The 20,984-nt window shown below is 34.7% G+C and carries 23 protein-coding genes and 1 tRNA gene; 10 read left to right on the top strand and 14 right to left on the bottom strand.

Going from position 1 to position 20,984, the window contains the following annotated elements; translation table 11 throughout:
- Nucleotides 1-104: 104 nt before the first annotated feature.
- The 4 genes from ACQH2O_RS06700 to ACQH2O_RS06685 all read right to left on the bottom strand — a co-directional run bounded on the left by ACQH2O_RS06700 (nucleotide 105) and on the right by ACQH2O_RS06685 (nucleotide 3,809).
- Entirely contained in the window at nucleotides 105-1,598 is a 1,494-nt protein-coding gene (locus tag ACQH2O_RS06700; RefSeq protein ID WP_010962868.1) for a DegQ family serine endoprotease, read from the bottom strand.
- Nucleotides 1,599-1,601: 3 nt separating this feature from the next.
- Entirely contained in the window at nucleotides 1,602-2,474 is an 873-nt protein-coding gene (hflC, locus tag ACQH2O_RS06695; protein WP_010962867.1) for a protease modulator HflC, read from the bottom strand.
- 2 nt (nucleotides 2,475-2,476) lie between these two features.
- Nucleotides 2,477-3,511 (bottom strand): FtsH protease activity modulator HflK, encoded by a 1,035-nt coding sequence (gene hflK / locus ACQH2O_RS06690; RefSeq protein WP_010962866.1) that lies wholly within the window; start codon nucleotides 3,509-3,511, stop codon nucleotides 2,477-2,479.
- Nucleotides 3,512-3,593: 82 nt separating this feature from the next.
- Nucleotides 3,594-3,809, bottom strand: a complete 216-nt coding sequence (locus ACQH2O_RS06685) for a hypothetical protein (RefSeq protein ID WP_006279848.1) — start codon at nucleotides 3,807-3,809, stop codon at nucleotides 3,594-3,596.
- Between the two features lie 155 nt (nucleotides 3,810-3,964).
- On the opposite strand from ACQH2O_RS06685, the gene walE1 reads away from it, so the two are divergent.
- From walE1 to ACQH2O_RS06665, 4 genes are all read left to right on the top strand, one after another.
- A complete protein-coding gene (walE1, locus tag ACQH2O_RS06680; protein WP_010082451.1) occupies nucleotides 3,965-5,488 on the top strand; it encodes an actin bundler in 1,524 nt (507 codons plus the stop codon).
- A 441-nt stretch (nucleotides 5,489-5,929) separates the two neighbouring features.
- Nucleotides 5,930-6,265, top strand: coding sequence for a divalent-cation tolerance protein CutA (gene cutA / locus ACQH2O_RS06675; protein ID WP_006279213.1), 336 nt, complete (start codon nucleotides 5,930-5,932; stop codon nucleotides 6,263-6,265).
- Nucleotides 6,256-6,330 (top strand) — tRNA-Gln (locus ACQH2O_RS06670). Before cutA ends, ACQH2O_RS06670 begins: the two co-directional genes overlap by 10 nt.
- Before the next feature lie 135 nt (nucleotides 6,331-6,465).
- Nucleotides 6,466-6,924 carry a hypothetical protein gene (locus ACQH2O_RS06665; protein WP_022626355.1) on the top strand — a complete coding sequence of 153 codons (459 nt, stop codon included), beginning with the start codon at nucleotides 6,466-6,468 and terminating at the stop codon, nucleotides 6,922-6,924.
- Between the two features lie 15 nt (nucleotides 6,925-6,939).
- Here the strand turns inward: ACQH2O_RS06665 and ACQH2O_RS06660 are convergent, their stop codons facing one another.
- Together ACQH2O_RS06660 and recG are read right to left on the bottom strand one after the other, a co-directional pair.
- Nucleotides 6,940-7,227, bottom strand: coding sequence for a hypothetical protein (locus ACQH2O_RS06660; protein WP_010962862.1), 288 nt, complete (start codon nucleotides 7,225-7,227; stop codon nucleotides 6,940-6,942).
- Between the two features lie 697 nt (nucleotides 7,228-7,924).
- Nucleotides 7,925-9,946: an ATP-dependent DNA helicase RecG gene (recG, locus tag ACQH2O_RS06655; RefSeq protein ID WP_038199133.1), complete on the bottom strand. Its 2,022-nt coding sequence runs from the start codon at nucleotides 9,944-9,946 to the stop codon at nucleotides 7,925-7,927.
- Nucleotides 9,947-10,242: 296 nt separating this feature from the next.
- On the opposite strand from recG, the gene ACQH2O_RS06650 reads away from it, so the two are divergent.
- The gene (locus tag ACQH2O_RS06650) at nucleotides 10,243-11,070 is read left to right on the top strand and encodes a hypothetical protein (RefSeq protein ID WP_038199131.1); all 828 of its coding nucleotides are present in this window, start codon (nucleotides 10,243-10,245) and stop codon (nucleotides 11,068-11,070) included.
- Nucleotides 11,071-11,073: 3 nt separating this feature from the next.
- Here ACQH2O_RS06650 and miaA read toward each other — a convergent pair whose 3' ends face one another.
- Entirely contained in the window at nucleotides 11,074-11,967 is an 894-nt protein-coding gene (gene miaA, locus ACQH2O_RS06645) for a tRNA (adenosine(37)-N6)-dimethylallyltransferase MiaA (protein WP_010082478.1), read from the bottom strand.
- A gap of 75 nt (nucleotides 11,968-12,042) precedes the next feature.
- Here miaA and ACQH2O_RS06640 point away from each other — a divergent pair, with 75 nt between their 5' ends.
- From ACQH2O_RS06640 to ACQH2O_RS06620, 5 genes are all read left to right on the top strand, one after another.
- Nucleotides 12,043-12,513 carry a hypothetical protein gene (locus ACQH2O_RS06640; protein WP_010082479.1) on the top strand — a complete coding sequence of 157 codons (471 nt, stop codon included), beginning with the start codon at nucleotides 12,043-12,045 and terminating at the stop codon, nucleotides 12,511-12,513.
- Between the two features lie 118 nt (nucleotides 12,514-12,631).
- Nucleotides 12,632-13,219: an L-threonylcarbamoyladenylate synthase gene (locus ACQH2O_RS06635; protein ID WP_425385163.1), complete on the top strand. Its 588-nt coding sequence runs from the start codon at nucleotides 12,632-12,634 to the stop codon at nucleotides 13,217-13,219.
- Between the two features lie 17 nt (nucleotides 13,220-13,236).
- Nucleotides 13,237-14,058, top strand: a complete 822-nt coding sequence (locus tag ACQH2O_RS06630) for an AAA family ATPase (protein WP_038199127.1) — start codon at nucleotides 13,237-13,239, stop codon at nucleotides 14,056-14,058.
- 73 nt (nucleotides 14,059-14,131) lie between these two features.
- Nucleotides 14,132-14,926 (top strand): hypothetical protein, encoded by a 795-nt coding sequence (locus ACQH2O_RS06625; RefSeq protein WP_022626354.1) that lies wholly within the window; start codon nucleotides 14,132-14,134, stop codon nucleotides 14,924-14,926.
- Nucleotides 14,927-14,994: 68 nt separating this feature from the next.
- Nucleotides 14,995-15,657: a hypothetical protein gene (locus ACQH2O_RS06620; RefSeq protein WP_010082435.1), complete on the top strand. Its 663-nt coding sequence runs from the start codon at nucleotides 14,995-14,997 to the stop codon at nucleotides 15,655-15,657.
- Here ACQH2O_RS06620 and ACQH2O_RS06615 read toward each other — a convergent pair.
- The 7 genes from ACQH2O_RS06615 to ACQH2O_RS06585 form a co-directional block, all read right to left on the bottom strand.
- Nucleotides 15,654-17,150 (bottom strand): proton-conducting transporter membrane subunit, encoded by a 1,497-nt coding sequence (locus ACQH2O_RS06615; protein WP_425385394.1) that lies wholly within the window; start codon nucleotides 17,148-17,150, stop codon nucleotides 15,654-15,656. The genes ACQH2O_RS06620 and ACQH2O_RS06615 overlap by 4 nt on opposite strands.
- Before the next feature lie 114 nt (nucleotides 17,151-17,264).
- Complete coding sequence (locus ACQH2O_RS06610; protein ID WP_010962852.1) at nucleotides 17,265-17,519, bottom strand: hypothetical protein; 255 nt, start codon at nucleotides 17,517-17,519, stop codon at nucleotides 17,265-17,267.
- Between the two features lie 11 nt (nucleotides 17,520-17,530).
- A complete protein-coding gene (locus ACQH2O_RS06605) occupies nucleotides 17,531-17,902 on the bottom strand; it encodes a holo-[acyl-carrier-protein] synthase (RefSeq protein WP_010082456.1) in 372 nt (123 codons plus the stop codon).
- Nucleotides 17,899-19,167 (bottom strand): proline--tRNA ligase, encoded by a 1,269-nt coding sequence (gene proS, locus ACQH2O_RS06600; protein WP_425385162.1) that lies wholly within the window; start codon nucleotides 19,165-19,167, stop codon nucleotides 17,899-17,901. Before proS ends, ACQH2O_RS06605 begins: the two co-directional genes overlap by 4 nt.
- 102 nt (nucleotides 19,168-19,269) lie before the next feature.
- Nucleotides 19,270-19,617: a hypothetical protein gene (locus ACQH2O_RS06595; protein WP_010962849.1), complete on the bottom strand. Its 348-nt coding sequence runs from the start codon at nucleotides 19,615-19,617 to the stop codon at nucleotides 19,270-19,272.
- Entirely contained in the window at nucleotides 19,614-20,258 is a 645-nt protein-coding gene (locus ACQH2O_RS06590) for a hypothetical protein (protein WP_010962848.1), read from the bottom strand. The genes ACQH2O_RS06595 and ACQH2O_RS06590 overlap by 4 nt, the downstream gene beginning before the upstream one ends.
- A 412-nt stretch (nucleotides 20,259-20,670) precedes the next feature.
- A complete protein-coding gene (locus ACQH2O_RS06585) occupies nucleotides 20,671-20,835 on the bottom strand; it encodes a hypothetical protein (RefSeq protein WP_162829040.1) in 165 nt (54 codons plus the stop codon).
- Nucleotides 20,836-20,984: the final 149 nt, after the last annotated feature.

Raw genomic sequence — 20,984 nt, 5'->3', positions numbered from 1 at the left:
GTGAATGGAATGTAGACTTTAATAGTTTTGATTTGTCTTGTAAGATTGAGGTGTTACAGTGACAGGCTTACAATGCTGCTAATTTAGTAAATAACCTACGAGTGCTATTTCTTCAACTTTATCGAAGTAAAGAATTGATTTCCATTGCGGTAAATGAGCAACATTATTGAATCTTTACCGTTTTTCTTTACTGCTGAATCAACTTGTTTTTGAAAATCATTAGTATTTTCTATATCGGTTCCATCTAATTGGATAATAATGTCTCCTTTTTTAATACCACGCAACGTGGCATTACTGTTACTATCTACATTGGTAACTATCACACCTTTTGTAGGTACATTATTTTTACTTTCTTTTGATTCTTTTGGCAGATTTGAAACAGTTAAACCGGTTACATAATCAGATGTTGATTTATTTTCTTCTTGATTGTTATCTTGGCCATCATTTGTAGATTCTCCGATCACAACTTTAATATTAACCTCTTTGCTCTTTCTAAGTAACTTAACTTGCACTTTTTTCTCAGGTCCAGCTCTTGAAACCATTTGAGGTAATTGTGTCATTCTATCGATTTTTTTACCGTCAAATTCTAATAATATATCACCTACTTTAATCCCACCTTTTTCTGCAGGACTATCCTTTACTATACTTGCAACCAATGCGCCTTTTATATCTTTTAAACCCAAGGACTCAGCAAATTCTTTCGTTATAGGCTGAACTTGCACACCAAGCCAACCATGTTTTATTTTTTTGCCACTTTTTAATGTGTCAATAATTGACATAGCTAAATTAGATGGTATGGCAAAACCTATACCCACGTTGCCGCCAGACTCAGATGGAGAATAGATAGCAGTATTAATACCTATAACTTTTCCATTTAAATCAAATAACGGTCCTCCAGAATTACCCCTATTAATTGCAGCATCAGTTTGAATAAATTCATTCATAGTGCCAATACTAATGTCCCTGGACCTTGCAGATATAATTCCTGTGCTTACAGAGCCACCCAAACCAAATGGGTTACCTATTGCCATAACCGTATCACCAACCCTTGCTTTATCAGAATCACCAAATGCAACAGAAGAAAGATCTTTATCAGAATTAATCTTAAGCACAGCAAGATCAGTTCTTGCATCATAGCCTAAAACTTCTGCTTTGAAATAAGTATTATCGTTCATAGTAACTGTGATATCTTTGGCGTTTTTAATAACGTGATAATTGGTTACTATAGTTCCACCTTTATCTATAATAAACCCAGAACCAAGCAACACCACCTCTTTGTTAACACTAGGGCCCCTATCCATAAAAAACTGATCAAAATGCTCAAAAAACTCTCTAAAATCATCAAAAAAATTATTTCCTGGCATAGATGGAACTCTAGTTCTGCTGTTATTTTCTTGTTTGATGATTTGTTCGCTTGAAATATTTACAACCGCAGGAATGAGTTCTTCCACTAAATCGGCAAGTCCTTGATTACAGTTGCATGCAGTAGTGCTAGCATCAACGACCTTTTTTGCATTCCAATCAAACATATTAGCATACGAAGAAAACGCAATTAGAAAATATGCAAATATAGATAAAATAAATGCCTTACTTTTCATAGACTATTTCCACCCCTTATTTAAAATATCTAAAAAGTTATTGTTTGGTGAAAGTACAAATTTAGTATTATTTTCGGCAAATGATTTACTGTAAGCGCTCATAGAGCGATAAAAGTTAAAGAACTCTTCATCGACCTTAAATGCCTCATTATAAATTCTAGTTGCTTCAGCATAACCACGGCCCCTTATTTCGTACGATTCTTTTACTGCACTGGAGATAATTTCCCTTTTTAATTTATCAGCTTTTGATCTAACTTCCTGCCCAGCTTGCTCTCCTTCTGCTCTAATTTCTTTTGCTTCTTTTTCCCTTTCAGTTTGCATACGGCGAAATATTGCAGAACTATTTTCTTCTGGTAAGTCTGCTCTCTTAATTCTTACATCTATTATTTCTATGCCAAATTTTTCAGCTTCAGAATAAACTCCACGCTGAATCAATTGCATAACCTCTGATCTTTTTTCATTCAACAAGCTAATCAACGAAAATCTGCCTATATTTTCTCTTATGTGTGCTTCTATAACCGGATATAATCTTCTAACCAGACCTGATTCATTCCTCACAGCCTGGTAAAAAGTAACAGGATTTGTTATTTTATATTTTGCATACGCATCTACTATAATACGTTTTTGATCCGCTGTTATCACTTCCCTTGGGATCTTATCAGGACTTAAATCTAAAACTCTTTTATCAAGAAACTCTACACTATTTATGAATGGCAACTTAAAATATAAGCCACTTTCCCTAACATCCCTTACAACTTTACCGAGTTGTATAACTATCGCTTGCTTTGTTTCTTGCACAACAAATATTGAATTAAATAAAACAATCAATAAAACAACAAATACAGAAACAAAAACAATTTTAATATTACTACTCATGGTTATTTTCCTAAATTTGTAAGAGGTAAATAAGAAAACATACCTTTCAGATCATCAGTTACAACAACTTTGTCTACCTTACTGAAAATATTTTCCATAGTTTCAAGATAAATACGATTCTTAACGAGAGAAGGATTCTGTCTATATTCCTCATAAAGAGATAAAAAGCGATTTGCATTACCTTTTGCTTCATTTATTATTTCATTTTCATATGCTTGTGCATCTAATTTTATCTTTATCGCTTCACCCTTTGCTCGAGGTATAATATCATTATTATAAGCATATGCTTCGTTTATAGTACGCTCTTTGTCTGCACGAGCACTTTGTACATCTCTAAACGAACTGATTACTTTTTCTGGTGGATCAATTTTTTTCATTTGAACAGATAAAATCTCTATACCCATTTGGTATCCATCAAGAATCTGCTGCAATAGAATTCTAGTATCTCTAGAAATTTCTGGTCTGCCTTGACCAAGTGCAAAAGAGATCGTATTTTTACCTATTATTTCTCTCATGGCACTTTCAGCAGCATTTTTAACACTGAAACCGGGTTTGTAATCCCGCACTTTGAATAAATAGTCCTTAGCATCTCTAACGCGCCACTGAACCTCGAAGTTAACGTTGACTATATTTTCATCTCCAGTTAGCATCACGCCTTCACCGCGATCTGTATCTCGCCCATAAGAACTACTTACCCCAATTTCTTCACGATTTACTTCCTTAACGTTCACTTTAAAAACCTTGCCAATAGGGTAGGGGAAGTGATAACGCAAACCAGGTGTTTCTGTATTAGAATATTTACCAAAGGTAAGTTCTATACTTTCTTCACTAGGATGGACAATATAAAAGCCAGTGCAAGCATAGAACAGCAAAATAATGAAAATGATGAAATAAGGTTTTTTGCCCCTGTTTCTGGTTAATCCATTAAGAAAGAACCTTATATCAGATACAGCTTTACTTAAAATATCTTCATTATTAGGAGTTTTGTTCCCTACCGGTTTCTTTCCCAGATTCCAAGGATTATTATCATCAAACATAATGATTGATTCTATAATTAATACGCTAATATTACTTCTTTAATAAGAAAATGCAAACATAAATTGCTATTTTATTTACAAATTAATCATCAGGATGGAAAACATGATCGTACACTTCCTTTTCTCTATGTAATATGGTCGACTCTATGGAATTTTCTGGCTTTTTTTTGAATTCTTTGTTGTCACTCTTTAAGTGCACTACGTCTTTGTGAAAATGGGAATTATACCTAAATAGTAAAGCTATTATTATTAAAGTTATAACAGCCAAAAAGATGAGTGTTCTTTTTCTATACTTCATAAATGCTGCAGCTTCTTGACCTAATTTTCTATGTTACCACAAAACACGTCAAGCGAAATTATTTGAAGACAAATAAATACTGGCAATCAATTTAACACTAACTTAAGAATCAAGGAATACAATTATAATATATTTAATTAATAGTGAGGTTTAAAATGTTACATAATGAAAAAAATTCAAATTCTGTTGGAACTCAACAAAACCAACCAGAAGATAGTTTTGATTTGAATAAAACGATGCAAAATCTACCAAATTCAGATATTGCTAATGATCACAAGAAGCTAAAAGAAAGAATGACTGACCTGTTAAAAGGAGATACAGAATTCTCTAAGATGAAACAAGGAGATAAGATTCTTGTAGTAAGTACAGCAAGTGGATTATTTACGGCAGTACTACCACTTTTGGCAGTTGGTGCAACACTTGCTATACCGGGTGCTATAGTTGGTCTTGCTTTATATTTCGCTGTAAAAGTCGCTGTAAAAGCAGTTCAATCTGGATATAAAGGGCTCAAGTGGTCAGCAGAAAAAACAGTTGATGGGGCGAAATATACTGCTGGGAAAGTTAAGGACGCATCAACATACGCTGCCGGAAAAGTTAGAGATGGTGCTATGCATGTTAAAGATAAGGTGAAAGAAGGTTATGAACATTCAGTAGATTCACTGAAAAAAGGCGCTAGTTTTGTAGGCGAAGGAGTGGCAAATAAGTTCCATAAGGCATCTGGTGAGACGGACTATTTAGATAAGGTAAAAAGGTTTACTCCAGATGCAATTAAGAAATCTGACGAAATAAGAAATGATATGAAAGCAATTTTTGCTGATAAAGGAAATAATTCTGGGTTAGTGAAAAATATACTTTCTGGAATATCGTCAGAAATTGATTTAAAAATGGCAGAGAAGGCAAAATCAGGGGAGATTGAACATACTTCTGGATGGCAAGTACAGAAAGAATTCATTAATAATTTAAATGAAAAAAGCTTGCATAACTTGTTAACACAAAGGTCATTACCTAAAGGTAGTTATTTCATCGACAGTGTTTTCTCTGAACATCACGATGAAATTAAGAAGGTTATTAAAGAATGTAGAGAAAATCATTTGTACTCAAGCGTAAGCAATATGTTTGACAGAGCAGAGAAAAAAGCTAACAGGCCTTCTGTCAAAAGTTTAACTAGGTCTGTGTCATCATCATTCTCTTCACTGGGAAGAAAAGGCTCTGAACAATCTAACAGCTTGTCAAAAAGCAATTCACTAAATTCTATAGGAACTGAAAGTACTGCTACTGTCTCTGATTCAGATTCTCAGAACTTTGCAACAGTCCGTAGAAGCAATTCATCTAGTAGCTTAACTCCTAAGCTTACTCCAGTTGCTCCACCAGAACTACCTAGAAGCGCCTCATTGACTAACTTAAATGGACAAAGTTCTTTCAGTGAAGATGTTCTCAGTGATCCTATTGTGGAGCAAAACCTGGATAGTTTGAGTAACAGAACTCTCACTCACAGTAATTCTACTGATAGTGGAATGGGTTCTGGTTCTTCTACGCTAACAAGAAAACAAGTTCTTCCTTTAAAAGAAGAATTTGACAGAGAACTCGAAGAAAAGTTGGCAAAACGACGCGCATCTCTAGATCAACCTAGTGCAGAACCTGTCAACTCAAGAGCTACAGCAACTCCAGGAACAGTGTAATAAGTAAAACTTCTACCTTCTCCAAAAGGATGTTACTCAATGAGTAACGTCCTTTTTTTGTTTTTAAACTATAGAAAAATCCTAGATCCCAGCGGTATGCGTACAACCGTATGAACATTGTGATTTCTCTGCTAGGAAAGGTGTCATCCGAGTAGCTGACACTGGGATCCAGGAAAGTTTGCTTGTTTACAAGCAAACTAGCATAGGAAGTGGTTACAACGTTTTCGATGAGATTATATGGAAAACTGGATTCCAGTGTCAAGCACTGGAATGACATCACAGGGGCACTGGGATGACACCTTTACGTTTGAGGCAAACTAGCTATAACACTTAACATACTACCTTTGCAAACAAATGTTCATACAGTACGCGCTGGCGTTATTTTCTCTTGATGAATAAATCTCGGTAGAGTATAGTAGCAATGCATTTATGTAGCTACTAATGAATAATTTAGTTTTGGTTTATACAACTTTTTCAAATTTTGAGGAGGCTAAAACTGTTTCTGAAGAATTGTTAAACGAGAAATTAATTGTATGTGTAAATATATTTCCCGAAGTGAATTCTCTGTATTTATGGGAAGGTAAAATTAGTAATAGTTGTGAAGTAGTGGCAATTATGAAGAGCAGGAATGATCAAGTTGATAAAATTGTAGAAAAAATCGAAGCAATGCATTCTTATGATCAGCCAGCTATTGCTGTGATGCCCATAGAAAAAGCAAATAAATCTTTTACTAATTGGGCTAATAGTGTTATTGATGTAAGTAGTATTGGGGTGTAGCCAAGTGGTAAGGCAGCGGTTTTTGATACCGCCACGCGAAGGTTCGAATCCTTCCACCCCAGCCATATTGAAGTGGGTGTGAAATGATATCACTTTTCTATAAATTAAGATTATTGAATTATATATTAGGTAGTCTAAAAGATATAATTGTGAAACTGTTTCTCTTCACAATGTATCTTTACACATTCAGCATTGTGCTCATGTTTCTCAGCAATGGTTTTTGGTATGCTGTAGAATTTTGCTCTTTCAAAAATGCGTTTTACCGTTTGTTTCAATATTGCAAGTGGTATTATGAAAATAGGGAAGATCTCGGTTACGGAATTTCTATTCGAATATTAGTGGCGTTTCTTACTCCGCATTTTCTCTATAAATTATTACTTGGCACAGGCTGGAAGTCCTTTTTAAAGGAAAAGATAATACAGATACTCAACACAAGAAGAAAAAAGGGTAGTGAGTTCAGTAACAGTAGCAAACCAAGTGGCAGTAGTTATAGTGATAAGAATAATTACAGCAATAACAGTGGTAACAATGAGCGTCAAGCTCAAGATGCAAAGCGAAAAGTAAACATGATAAAGCAGCTATTAATCAAAGATATAGAGGCAACTATAGATAGGAGATTGAATTATATTTTTTTCGGTAAAAGGAGTAAACCTCATTAAGTATATAAAAAGGCTTTATCTAGTAAGGCTTTTTAAGGTTGGCTGTATTTTATTTTTTACGTATACCGGATCACAATCAGCCAATATACATGTGTGCACAAAATCTTGACTAAAGTCTGACAACCAAGAAATTGCCTTACGTTTTTCTACCAAGCTTTCTGTTTTTTTACAGTTACTTGCTGCATCAATCATTGCCTGCGCTATTACTGATTTCCACAGCAAATAATACCTTTGTATATCATCTGACGTACTATTTGTTTCATAGTGGTTAAAAAATTCTTTAAAATTGAAGTTGTTTGACATAATGATACCTCTTTGGATTGAAATTTGAAATGATTTGAGTTTATGTCGCCACAGCAGATTCCGCTAACAAGCAGCGGGATAACGAATTACTTAACCGTCATTACACCGTCATACCGCGATTCATTCGCGGTATCTCGCTAACAAGCAGCGGACCGTCATACCGCCGCGGCGCTAACAAGCAGCGGGATGACGGTTGTCGTTTAGCCATAAACATTAAGAAATTTACCAAATGAAAAAAAAGGCAAAAGAAGCCCCGTGGTTATTATCCGCTTTAAAATATTGGCGTTTTTTATGTTTTAAACGCTTGACAAGCAAGATTAAGCTGCTTTTAATTGCAACTAACTTACGCTGCAAATGTTTAAGAAATTTACCAAGCAGAAAAAAAGACAAAGAATCCCCGAGTTAGCTAGTCTTTTACTATCTCTGTCGAGTATTGGCATTTTTTGATGTCTTGTAACGCTTTATAAGCGCGTTCAGCTTATTTAGATAAAAATCTAGATGTAGATGAAGTTTTGTAAAGACATACAGTATCTATATACTGCAAAAAATTGAACATAAGACGCCGATACATTAAGTAATCCTTACCTTTTAATCTGCAGATTGGCGAAAGCAAATACAATAGCTTCAGTTTCATGATAAGTGGGCTGGCGAAGGGTGTCAAGTAAGTTTTTTCGTTTCTGTGGGCTACCTGGTTTTCCTACTGAAATTTTGAAAAATGTAATCTACTCCTATATTCAAATATATCAAGCAGTAATTCAAAATCAGCCATTGCGCCTTTTGCGTTATTATACGCGAGATTGAGCAGCTCTTTGTCCTGATATAAATCAGCAAATTTAAATTCCATACATCCTGATTGTTTTGTGCCTAAAATATCTCCACTGCCTCTTAGCATCATATCCCTTTCAGCAATGTAAAATCCATCTTGTGACTCACACATGATCTTTAACTTTGAAGATGAGCTTTTACTTAAATTATCGTATAATAATACACAAAAAGATGGCTTGTTTCCTCGCCCTACTCTGCCTCTTAACTGATGCAATTGTGATAACCCAAATTGCTCTGCATTTTCTATAATCATGATGGTTGCATCTGGCACATCTATACCAACTTCTATCACAGTGGTTGCAACAAGCAGAGAAAATTCATTCCTTTTGAAGGAAAACATAACTTGATCTTTCTGCTCCTGAGTCAATTTTCCGTGTATTATCCCGACTTTATCAAGAAATGTTTTTTGTAATTCCTGAAAACGCATCTCTGCTGCAGCAATATTGGTCTCTTCGTTTTCTTCTATATATGGACAAATCCAATATGCTTTTTCGCCCCTGTTTATAGCACCTTTTAGCTTTTCAATAACATCTGGCACCCTACTAATGTTCATAGTTACAGTTTTTATTGGCAATCTGGATTTTGGTTTTTCTTTCAAAATTGAACATTCAACATCACCATACATAGCTTGCTGCAAGGTTCTTGGAATGGGAGTTGCAGTAACGAAAAGTATATCGGCATTTTCTCCTTTTCCTACCAAGCGATTTCTCTGCATCACTCCAAATCGCTGTTGTTCGTCTATGACTGCAAGCCCTAAATTTTTAAATGTAACGTTAGCTTGAAATAGTGCATGAGTGCCAATCACTATATTTAAAACACCACTTGCAAGTTCGTTCATGATAATCTTTCTTTCCTTGCGCGAAGTTTTACCAGTAAGCAGCGCAACTTTTATATCGGTACAGGATAAAACTTCCTCAATCCAATTATAATGTTGCTCCGCCAAGATAGTAGTCGGTGCCATTAGAGCTGCCTGCATGTTGTTTTCTACCACATTTATCATTGCAAAAAGTGCAACTACGGTTTTGCCACTACCAACATCACCTTGCAGCAAGCTTATCATACGATACTTGGATTTTTGTCTCTCTGAGATCTCATCTATTGCACGAGTTTGATCATTTGTTAATTGAAACGACAATTCATTTAAAACTTGCTCTTTGTATTTACTCAATATTATAAATTCTCTTCCCCTTTCTTTCACATGATTTTTTCTTGCAAGTTTCAGCGCTAGCTGATACGCAAACAATTCATCATAAGCAAGCCTTTTTCTACAAACCTCAGCTTCCACCAATGAGCTTGGTCTGTGCAACTTTATGATGCTTTCCCTCCAACTTAACCATTTTTTTTGCTTGATTAATGTATCATCTATCCACTCTGGTAAATCAGGCAATTCCTTTAGATTAGAGCTTATTATGTTCCCAATGCGCTTATTGGTAATGCCACGGCATAATTGGTAAACTGGCTCTATGCAAGCTATTTCTTTAAATTGGTTGATGTCAAGCGACACGTAATCTGGATGAGTAATTTGCCAATGTTCAGCAAATTTTTCGAGTTTGCCACTGATGATCACATTCGCTCCAATTGGAAATAGTTTATATAAATACTTAACTGAGTAATTAAAAAAGACTATGAATATATACTGACTCTCACTTTCAACGACTATTTTATATGGTCTACCTCTAAAAGTGGGCGACTGATGCTCATAAACTTTTGCAATGAAAGTTGTAAATTCTCCAACTCGAGCATCAGATAGTAACTTGCTTCTATCCACATAACTAAGTGGCTTATAAAACAGCAGATCCACCACCTTGTCCCCACCACAAAGTTTAGGCAATATTGCGGAATGGAACTTAGGTATATTCTCCAGCCTGCTATTTAGAAAAATCTGATTGCTCATTGAGATTCATACATGTGTAAAACTGTTATAGAGCCTTTTTAAAATCTTGTCACCTTATGGTCAGGTATGCACTATAGCTAGCACAGCTCTCTAACGTTATACCGCGATTCATTCGCGGTATCTCAGCCGCTAACACGTAACGGAATGACGAATTTGTTGTTTTTAAAATCGTCGGTAAGCCTAAGTTACCCCTAACTATATTTGCTATCATAGGGCTTATAGTAGGTATTTTATTAACTTATTAATCATTTTTATGTATTATTATACCATTAGCAGTCTATATCAAGGTATTAATGATGAACGGCTCTACACCAAAAGAAAAGGAAAATCCAATAGTTACACTAAGAGCTCAAGCAGAAAAGTTTGGTTTTAGCAGGTTGAGGGCTGGTAAAGATAATGCTGAAGCGAATTCTGGTGCAACTATGTACGTAGATCTTCCAAGAATGAAACTTGTTATTCAGAACAAAGTTATAACAAAAGAGCTTGTTGATGAATTATATAATAAACATACCAACCTCATTTCAAATGACAAAAATAAGTACCGCCAATTTGTAAAACAAGTTTTTACAGAGCTATTTGAATATGCTGAAGCAGAAGTTCCAAATGATTCTATTCTAGAAGAACTAATCACTAATTGTAACCAGGCTGCTTATGTGGGTGCATTGTATGGTAAAGGAGGACCTATCCTTCATTTAGCTGAAACATATGGGTTATTGTTTCAGTCTAATCATGTAACACATATTAATTGTAGTGATCCAAGTCATGCGGCAATCAGAATTGAAGAAAAAATTGCAGTTCGCACTTTTGCAGAACTGGAAGAAGAATTATGTAAATTGGATAGCTCGCTAGAATTCACACTTAAGTCTCAAGGTGATAAAAATGTAACATATGAAGATGGTAAATTGTCACTTACTGTTCCTAAGAGACTGAAGGACTATAATATAGGTGATAAAAACTTGTTTGACGTTATAAAAGAGTGTTTTCAGAAATTTTGCGAGAGGCTTGGATTTTTTAAAATAAAAATAGAGCATGGCTTGGATAAGCCACCAAAAGTGAACAGCCATCTGGAAAATATGGAACCGCCCATTCATAGCAATGAGTATGGAAATACACCTGGAAACTAACAATTAAAATATTTCAAGCGCTGTTAGCTCATTTGCACAATCAATGACTTCAGAACTTGGGAACTGGTTTTTAAACCAAGTGTACTGGCGTTTTGCGTAGTGTCTTGTGTTTGTTTGAGCAATCTGTATCGCTTCGTCTAAAGTAATCTCACCTTTCAAATACTTTACAATTTCTGGCACTCCATGTGCTTTCATAGCTGGCAAATTTGGAGCTAAGTTCATACTAAGTAGCTTTTTTACTTCATCAATTGCTCCATTTTCGATCATTTTGATAAAACGAGAATTTATTTTTTGGTATACATCCTCACGTTTAGGCAAAATTGTATATATCTTAAAATTATCGAATAAAGGAGGCTGTCTATTTTCTTGCCATACAAAGATTGTCTTACCAGTTTCAGTGATAACTTCAAGTGCTCTTGAAAGACGGTGCGAGTCATTAATACAGATTTTATCTTGAACTTTTGAGTCTTTGCTTAATACTAATTTATAGAACTCCTCTTTACTTAAATTTTTCCTGAGCTCACTTACGTTTTTTCTCACTTCCTGACTTATTTGTGGCATTGATGATAAGCCTTTGATGAAACTGCTGATGTAAAGCCCGCTTCCTCCAGTGATGATAGGTATTTGAGCATTTTCTAATGCGTGATTAACTTCTTTTTCTAAATCCTCTAACCATAGACCCACGGAATAATTTTCTTTTGCTGAAACATAACCATATAATTTATAAAATTCTTCTTGCTTTAGTGGTTGAGCAGTAATTATGGGAATTTCTTTGTATACCTGCTTTGAATCACAATTTATTATACTAATATTTCCATATTTTTCTCTCAGGTTATCGCATAATTCTGATTTACCTGAGGCCGTAATTCCTGTAATAATTACTATATTATTTTTCATTTATATTAATTTAATTAACATATGATAAAGTGTAGTAAAAGTTTGGATTCTACAATCTAAAGTTTGGAGATTTTTATGGCAGAAAACAACGACAATAATTCATTTACTAAGCGTTTCACAAACAGGACTCCTGGCGGTACAGGGGAAGGTTTTTCCAGTAAGTATTCGTCTCAAAATACCAAAGAACGGGCATTAGGGGAAAAAGGAAAAATTTCTGAATTAGCAGGCAAAAAAACCGAATCCAAGGAAGCTTTTTCTGAAAGTGGCGGCATAAAAAGTAAAAGCAGAACTGTCAATGAAAGATCTTTTGCTGATGCAACAAAAAGAAGTAGGTCAGATCTTATATACTTAGTCCGTGGTAAAGATCGTGGAAAATCAGCGTGGCATTATGTATTAGTTGATAAAGAGAAAAGAGAAATGTTTCTAGCAAAAAGCAGAACTGGCTCTATAGATGTTGCAGACTATGGAGAGATTTTGTATTCAGGATGGGGAGAGGATCCACCACAGGCAATAATTGATAAAGTCAATGAAGAGTTTGGGTTGTAGCAAATCTGCATAACAAATGGTAAGCTGCGTTGCATTACGTTTACAAAAACTAGCAGTTACTATATAAGATACAGTGCAACAAAACTGATCTAGTTGTTATGAATAAGTTTTTAGCTATATGGTATCTAAAATAATAAATGCAATACAGAACAATTTATTAGTGTGTTTTCCAACAGAAACAGTGTATGCTCTTGCTTGTAATGCACTAGATAATGAATCTATAGGAAAAATATATCAGATAAAGAAACGCTCTCAAAATAAACCACTGTCTATATTTGTTAGTGATATTTACAATTTGACAAAAATAGCAAAGGTAAAGGAAAGATATATTGATTTAATAAACCACTTTTCTCCTGGACCAATTACCTATATTTTACCACTTAAAAACAACAACATATTGCCAAACGAATTCTTTAAAGATAGTATAGGTATCAGAATTCCTGAGCATCCTATTGCAATTTCAATACTAAACAAACTGAAAGTTCCAATAGTTGCAACTAGTACAAATATTTCAGGAAAAGAAAGTGTATGTAAGGCAAACGATATACCACAATCCATTAAGCAACATTTATCTGTAGTGATTGAAGATGACGAACTAGTTTCTGGTATAGAATCTACTATTATTGACTTAACCGAAGATAAGATTAAGGTTTTAAGGGAAGGTGCAATTTCATTACAAACAGTAAGCAACGCATTTTCAAACTAAAATCTATAGGAGAAAGAATGAAAAAAGTAATAGGCCACAACCAAGCCAAAAAAAAAATAATGAACAACTTATCTGTTCAGTCTTGGCTGATCTGTGGTAAAAAAGGTATAGGAAAAGCAACACTTGCAAAATCCTTCTCCAATTGGTTACTCATAAAAAACTATAATGAAGTAGCATTGGACTTACACATTGTTGAAGGTGATACTATCGGAATAGAAAAAGTCAGAGAAATGAAAAACTTTCTACACTTAAGTCCCATTCAATCAGAACACAAAATAGCTATAATAGATAGCTTAGAGGCAATGACTAATAACGCTAAAAACGCAATATTGAAAATATTAGAAGAGCCGCCAAAAAATTCTAAGATATTTATAATTAGCCATAAGCCATATGATATACAAACCACTATCCGGTGTAGGTGCTTTCAGCTAAATTTACTCCCATTAACTTATGATGAAACAAAGCAAGTTGCTTCATCTCAATGTAAATTTGATAATCAAACGTTTGACGAAATGATTACTTTATTTCCTGGAATGCCAGGAATGATAATAAATACAATAAGTAGTGATGCTTATGAAGCATACAAATGCTTTTATAAATTTCTTCATGATTTAAAGAATCCCAATATGATTAATAAAGTAATTAATAGCGAAATCGAACTAGAACTAGCATCATATATAATTCAGGCCTTCATTTTAGAAAGCATAAAGAGAGAGGTAAATGGTGTTGAAATTCTGCTAAGTCAGTGGAAAAAAATAGATGAACTTTTCGTTGCCGCAAAGCAACTCCACTTAGATAAAAAGCATGTTTTAGCTAATGTAGTTAATATCATGACATAAGTTTACAAAGTATAATACTTTTAACATAAATTCATGATAAAATTCTGTTAATTTAATACTCGAAGTATATAATTTGACTGATAATAAATTAACTGTATGGCAATCAATAGAAGTTTTGACGAAAGCCATATTGAACATGCAGAAAAAATTAAGCTTAATTAAGAATATAGCTTCAGATCAAGACATAACCCTAGAAAAAGGAAAGGAGTTGTTAAGTGGCATTTATGAAGCAAATTTTAAGCTAAACAAGACAATCAATATAGCTACTTTGCCAAAAATTGGCTATCATATGCTAAATGGTGAGCTTGTTGTACGTAATCATATTACGGAAGAGGAAGTAAAGATTCCTGGAGATTTTCATTACCTTAAAGTCGTAAAATCCGATCATGATAATTATAAATTAACGTTTTGTAATTTTTTAGGTAATGAGTTTTTTGAATATAAAAAGTATGATCCACAATATTCTGGTATTTCAGATGAATATAAATTTGTGGATTTTGGTAGTGTAAAAAAGACTCATAATCTAAAATTTAAGGAATACATTGGTCATGCACCTAAATTTTTTGCTGCAGAAGGGCCTATTGAGCCTGGATCCCAAAACCATGTAATTGATCTATTTGAGCTAGTCAAAAGTGGTAAAGGTAGAAAAGTGGGAACCTTTGCTGATGAATTTGGTTATTTTGATGATCAAAATAAATTACATTATTATAATTATCACAAAAGTGTAGAAAGTAATACTTATGATCCTGAAAATTTCAGTGTAAAAATGATAAATATAGATGTGAGCAAAATCGATAAATTCTACCTCATTGCAGAACAAGGTGATATAATCATTCATCCTATTTGGGAAAATTTAGACATATTTTAAAGTTTTTTTTAGAGTATCTAAGCTTATTGTTATTATAATGATCCGATTAGGTCTGGTAGTATTGTGTTATGGAAGATAAATTGCTTGAATCAGTAAAAAACAAAAGTTATTTCAGTAAAGCAGTCGAATGGTACTGCCATAGGTATCTGTTTTGTGTAGCAGAAAGATCTTGGATGGCATTAATAGTATCGCTTCTCCTAGTATGCTTATGTTTATTAACATTAAACATATACCTGTTATTTCCTATTAAAAAAGATTTAAATTTTGTGAAGTATATGAACCACACAGAAGATGAGTTCTCTGCAATGCATAAGCTTAGTTTCAGTAAAAAGGAAGATGAATACACTTCCACAGCGAGGTACTTAATAAGTAAATACATTGAAATATACGAGTCCATTAAGATCGTTGAACCGAAGTACCAAGAAAATTTTATAAGAAACAATTCTATACATAAAATCTATCAAGGCTTTCAGGAAAAAACGAATAATGAAGCTGGTAATTTGTCTTTATCTAAAAGAAAAATCGCCAACATAAATGTAATAACATTATCTATTGATCGATCGACCAAGGACTTAGTTACATTTGCTGGAAATGCTACTGTAGTTTTTACAACCGAGCAAAATAAGGAGGATACTGTGGAGATTAGCTTCACTTTGTCGAATATAAAAGCAACTCTGGCTGGTATAATACCATTTAAATTTATTGTTAATGGTTATAAATACAGATTTTAAAATATTACTTGGTAGCTAAAAAAAATAACCAAAGTGCACATAGCAGTAATAACTGGAGGTAAAACTAGAAGAATTGGTGTTTTTTTAATAAAGTAATTCTGAGAAGGTTTTAAGAAAAAGGCGTTGTAAATTATCGGTAAAAAGTACAGAGCGTTGAGTATAGTACTAACAATTAACACTAGAGTTACAAACACAGAAAGTATTACATTGCCAGAGTTGAAAACAGCTTGAAAAATGAGAAATTTACCCCAAAAAGTCGGAGCAGGCGGCACCCCTATCATAGACAATGCACCTATAGCAAATGCTGTCATGCTAATTGGCATACTGCGTCCTATACCGTAAATCTTATCTATATATTTCTCACCTGCTCTCGTTATTATTGCTCCGGCAACGAAAAACAAAGTGATTTTTGCAAATGCGTGGCAAACTAATTGAAAAATTGCAACCCTCATGCTGAGATCACTAAAAATTGAAGCGAATAATATAATATACGACAATTGAGAGATGGTAGAGTAAGCAAGCAATTTCTTTAATTCTTTTTGCTTTAGTGCAATCAATGATGCAGTAATAATAGTAAATCCAGCAGCGTACGGAAGCCACCCTCCAGCAAACCAATTTTGCTGCACAAAACGTTGCATATTATCGACGCCGAAAGTGTATAATATAACTTTTATGATGATGAAAACTCCGGATTTCACAACAGCAACAGCGTGCAGTAGTGCACTCACAGGAGTTGGTGCAACCATTGCTTTTGGTAACCAAAAATGCATTGGCATTAATGCAGCTTTTCCTATTCCGTAAATCAGCATAGCAAAACACACTGCAATGAAAGTGATGAGTGAAGTATCAAATTTGAATATTCCACCGCTTACAAAGTCTAAAGTATGAAATTCATGATATAAAAGGCCTATTGCAGGAAAAAATAATACCAAAGAAGAGAAAAATAGCACGCCAAAGTAATAGCGTCCTGCAATCATTGATTCATTTGTTGAGTTGTAAGTAACCAGAGGGTATGTACTAATAGTTAGAAGCTCATAAAAGACAAATGTAGTGAGCAAGTCTCCAGAAAAAGTAATAAACATTGCACAGCCAATCGATATTGAAAAAAAGCATAGAAAACTTGAGTGATTGCTATCAGCATAGTTATTCTGCATATAACATATTGCATATATACTGGTCAGCACCCATAAAAACGATATTAATAAACTGAATATTACTCCGGTAGACTCTAGCTTTAAACTAATGTGCAAATTATTACCAAAATCCATGAGAATAAATTGAGAATGATCACCATATACCCAATATAAAGTGCACAGACACGTATACGTAAACAGAAGTACAGAAGAAGTGACAGTAATACTATTGTTCACTCCGGGCCATTTACCAGTAAAAAAAATAACTAACGCACTTAAAAGTGGAATCAACGCAGTAATTAATAAATAATTCTCAGTAATTGAAAATGGTAAGGAAAGAGACGTTAAAACACAGTCCATTAAATAATTCATCTTTTTGTTTAGGTAAAGCTAGAATTATACTAAAATCATAGAAAAACCGCTATGTTTTTTTGGCAAACTAGTCGTTTGTGTATGCTATAGCTATACTGCGATTCATTCCACAACTGTACGAACATTTGTTTTTGTTAAACACAACAAAGATGTCATCCCAGTGCCCTGACTACTTGGATCCAGGAAAGTTTGCTTGTGAGCAAGCAAACTAGCATAGAAAAACGTTTTCGATGAGATTGCAGAAAACCAGTGTCTGGGCACTGGGATGACAAAGGAGGACAGTGTCAAGCACTGACCATTTGCTGTGCAGTTTACCTTTAAAAATGAATGTTCATACAGTAAGCCATAAGATGACAAAAGAGTAAACTTTATCTGTGTGAGCTATAGACGCAAATTACAACAAATGCAGTAGCGTAATCTCCATCGTCACTTAAAGAAAGATGAATTTTGGAGATAAAATCCTTGCTAACGGTAAGATATGGCTTGCCTCTTACATCATTGTATATTTCTATATCTTTCATTGTAATACCCTGACCACTACCTCGTGCTTTAACAAAAGCTTCTTTTGCTGCAAAGCGTTTAGCAAAATACCTTGCTCGCATTTCTTGACTATTATACTTTCTACTTAGCTCTATTTCCTTTTCAGTGTAGATTCTATTGAGAAATTTTTCCCCGTATTTTTGTAATATTCTCAATATTCTTGGTATATATACTATGTCAGTGCCGATACCGTGTATCATTTTGCGCTAAAGTGATTTATTGCTTCCTCAATCTGCATTTCCTTTACCTCTCCAGTTGCTCTATTTTTTACTTCAACTATATTTTCACTTACTGCTTTCTTTCCGACAATTATTTGCCACGGCAAGCCTATCAGATCCATTCTAGAAAATTTTACTCCTACACTCCCTTCCGTATCATCGTAAAGCACTTCATCGCTCTTCAAAGCTTTGTATATTTTATCTGCAGTCTCCGTTACTTTCGTTTGTAAATTGATTAAACCAATTCTGAAAGGAGCTACCTCCTCCGGCCAGATAATTCCCTTATCATCATGAAAAGCTTCTATTATCGCACCAACAAGTCTTGAAACCCCAATGCCATACGAACCCATATGTATATTGACATTTTTTCCATCTTGAGAAGTAACACTTGCCTTCATAGGCTTTGAATATTTGTCGCCAAAATAAAAAATATGCCCTATTTCAATACCTTTACTAACATTTAACTGCTCTTGTGATATAGGGCAAGTCTCAGGATCATGCATATCATCTGCAACTGCGTATATACTCTTTAAACTTTCAATATCTTCACTCTCTAGTAGTTCAGAAAATTTATTGTCATAATATAAAGTGCTCTCACCAGTGTTTGCCAATATATGAAACTCGTGGCTCAAATTTCCTCCAATTGGCCCCGTATCAGCTCGAACTCCAATTGGAGTAAATCCCATGCGTTTGAAGATTTTTATGTAAGTTTTGTACATCAAATTATATGAATTCAGTGCACCTTCGTAATCTACATCAAAACTGTATGCATCCTTCATCAAAAATTCCCTGCCCCTCATAACACCATAACGTGGTCTTACCTCATCACGGAATTTCCATTGAATTTGGTATAAACAAAGTGGCAAATCTTTGTAACTTTTTACCACATCTCTAATTAAATCAGTTGCTATCTCCTCATGCGTTGGACCAAAAAGCATATCTTCCTCATGCCTATCCTTTATGCGTAGCATTTCCTTACCGTAATCATCGTAACGCCCTGATTCTCGCCAAAGACTTGCTGGTTGTACACAAGGCATTAATGCTTCAATAGCACCGGATTTGTTCATTTCATCTCTGATAATATCTTCAATATTCTTAAGCACTAAGAGACCAAGTGGTAACCACGTATAGATGCCAGATGCTATCTGCTTTATTAAACCTGCACGCAAAGAATATTGATGGGAGATAATTTTAGCATGGGCAGGCTTTTCCTTTAGAGTTGGCAGGTAATATTTGGATAAGCGCATATAATAGATCTGATTGTATTAAGTAATCTTAATACAATCAGACCTGTAGGTAAACTTATTTTGAAAAGGAAGGGAAGTGCATGGCTGACCATTTTATAGTTATCATAGTCCTTGTACAACATTTTCCTTTTGGCATCGCAACGCTTTTCCACCAAACTGTGCTATGCGATCCTCAACAGAAAGAGGAGGTGAATCTTGCACCTCATTATCCACTGAGTCAACATTATTTACTTGTGGTGAATCAACACACGAACTTGGCGGTACCGGTGACTCCTCTTCACTATCTGAGAATTGCATGACTGCTGCTCTCTCCTTAAGTCTCTTTGTCCAATCTGAATCATTATCATCCGACTTCTTTCTCTCTGCTTGCTCCCTATCTATCCTTGCAGCAAACTCTTCTGGTGTTTCTTTTTTGTCAGTGCCCCCACTACTTTCTAATTTTGCTTTCAATTCATTTGTAAAATTTTGTTGCTGCCCACTCTTTTTAACGTAGTACCTCCTCTTATCTGTTCAAACAGAGTAGAATGATTATTATTCTCAGGTTCACCAGCCTTCTTCGGTGCATCATTCTTAGGTTGCTCCGTACGCTTGGAAGCTGTAAAAAAATGCGGAGGCGGAGGTGGTAGTGCAGCATCTTGTGGCAATGGAGGAGGTGGCGGCGGTGGACTTGGATTTGGTTGTGTTCCAAACGTTACTGGAGGTGATTGAGGAGTAGGTACATTTGATTTATTCTCCAGATTAGTACAATTTTTACACACAAATTTTTGTGGTTCTTGAGATGGAGTATGGCCGAATTTCTGTCCATTAAGACCTACTTCTTTCTTATTATCATCTCTAGAAATAGCCAGTTTAACAAGATATGTCACTGAAATAAGTGCAACAACCGTAGAAACAGCAAAAATTGCTAAAGGAACTGCTGCAATAGGACCAGAACCAGAAACTGCTATAATAACATAAGGAAGATATTGACCAGATATGAAACTAAATATAGATAATAATGAAACAGCAATTAAAGGTTTCCATATAGTCTGCTTAGTTTTAGTAAGCTCCTGACTATCTTTTAGCAATGAAGAATTATTGGATATCATCATTTCTTTGCCTCACTTGTTAACGATAATTTAATAATAACCCAATTAATAATTTCTGTCAATAATTAATTATGAAAAACAAAGTTGCAATTTGAATAGATAAGCTATAAGTAATATACGACCAGCAATAGCCATACAATAGACTTCTTGTATAACCCACACTAAGTAGAAAAAAGGTGTCATCCAAGTAGCTGACACTGCTCTCCTTTGTCATTCCAGTGCTTGACACTGGAATGACACCGAAGGGGCTACTGCCGTCTTGGATGGAAACCAGTGTCAGAACTAGTTAACCATGGGGCTTCTTTTGCCTTTTTTTCCATTTGGTAAATTTCTTAAATATTTATGGCTAACATGAAGCTAAGTACGAACTTTGTTAAACATAACAAATGGTGCCATTCCAGTGCTCCTTTTTTTGTCATCCCAGTGCTTGACACTGGGATCCAGTTTTCCATATAATCTCATCGAAAATGTTGTAACCACTTTCTGTGCTAGTTTGCTTGCTTACAAGCAAACTTTCCTGGATCCCAGTGTCTGGGCACTGGGATGACATCATAGGGACACTGGGATTACACCCTGACAATCGTCATCCAGCTACTTGTTAGCGGCTAAGAGATACCGCGAATGAATCGCGGTATGACGGTTCGTGGCGGCATGACGATAACCTCGTCTCACTGCCATTAAGTTAAGGAAAAAAGATAGATTTTATGGGATAATGATGTATACCAATAA

Source organism: Wolbachia endosymbiont (group B) of Schoenobius gigantella (assembly GCF_964031005.1).
In the GTDB taxonomy this organism is placed as follows: Bacteria; Pseudomonadota; Alphaproteobacteria; order Rickettsiales; family Anaplasmataceae; genus Wolbachia; species Wolbachia pipientis.
This window is presented reverse-complemented; position numbering and strand designations above follow the sequence as displayed.